At 66.0% G+C, this 1,297-nt stretch carries 1 protein-coding gene; it reads right to left on the bottom strand.

Going from position 1 to position 1,297, the window contains the following annotated elements:
- Positions 1 to 1,238: IS256 family transposase (locus ACFSKW_RS54700; RefSeq protein ID WP_379583836.1), on the bottom strand; the 1,238-nt coding region annotated here is incomplete at its 3' end.
- Positions 1,239 to 1,297 lie beyond the last annotated feature (59 nt).

A 1,297-nucleotide genomic window follows, 5' to 3' on the forward strand; every position in this document is an offset into this window, starting at 1 on the left:
GCGGTAAGTGTCTGTGGGAGTGGGTTCTGGGCTGGTGTGTCGCCAGGGATCATCCGGATACGGGATTTGGTGAGGATGTCCAGGCCCATGTAGCGGCGGGCTTCGACCCATTCGTCGGTCTGCTCGGCCAGCACGGCCCCGACCAGCCGGATGATCGCGGCACGGTCGGGGAAGATGCCGACTACGTCGGTGCGGCGGCGGATCTCTTTGTTCAGCCGCTCCTGCGGGTTATTGGACCAGATCTGCGGCCAGATCTCGCGAGGGAAGGCGGCGAAGGCGATCAGGTCTTCGCGGGCGGCGTCCAGGTGCTCGGCCGCGGCCGGATGCTTGGCCTCGAGCGTTTGCACCACCCAGGCGTGCTGGGCGCGCACCGAGGCGGTGTCGGGCTGGTCGAAGAGGGTGCGCACCAGGGTGGCCACGAACGGCTGCGCAGACTTGTTCACGCAGGTCAGAAGGTTGCGCAGGTAATGGCTACGACACCGTTGCCAGCAGGCGCCAGCCAAAGTGGCGCCGATCGCGGTCACCAGACCGGCATGGCAGTCAGAGATGACCAACTGCACCCCGGACAGCCCGCGGGCCACCAGGCCGCGCAGGAAGGCCAGCCAGCCCGCGCCGTCCTCAGCGCTGGTGACCTCCAGGCCGAGGATCTCGCGGCGGCCATCGGCGTTGACCGCGGTCGCAACCAGAACGTGCACGTTGACGATCCGGCCGCCTTCGCGCACCTTCTGGGTCAGCGCATCCAGCCACACGAAGGTGTAAGGGCCGGCGTCCAGCGCTCGCATACGAAAGGCTTCGACCTGTTCATCCAGGGTCTTGGCCATCTGGCTGACCTGGCTCTTGGAGATGTGCTTGATCCCGAGCTGCTCGATGAGCTTGTCGACACGCCGGGTGGAGACGCCGAGCAGATAGCTGGTGGCCACCACGCTGATGAGCGCCTGCTCGGCTCGCCGTCTGCGTTCCAGCAGCCAGTCCGGAAAGTAGGAGCCGGACCGCAGTTTCGGGATCGCCAGCTCGATCGATCCGGCGCGGGTGTCCCAGTCGCGACTGCGGTAGCCGTTGCGCCGGTTGGTCCGCTCGTCGCTGCGCTCGCCGTAGCCGGCACCGCACAGGCTGTCGGCCTCGGCCGACATCAACGCCTCGGCCATGGTCTTCACCATAGATCGCAACAGATCCGGATCCTTGGTCTCGATCTGCTTCGCCAGCCACTGCCCAGGCGTCACACTGTTGTTCACGGCCATCGTCTTTCGCTCCTTCGATCTTGACTCGCAATCACGAAGGATCACGCGATGGCCGTCCT

The organism is Nonomuraea mangrovi (assembly GCF_042681425.1).
Lineage (GTDB): Bacteria > Actinomycetota > Actinomycetes > Streptosporangiales > Streptosporangiaceae > Nonomuraea > Nonomuraea mangrovi.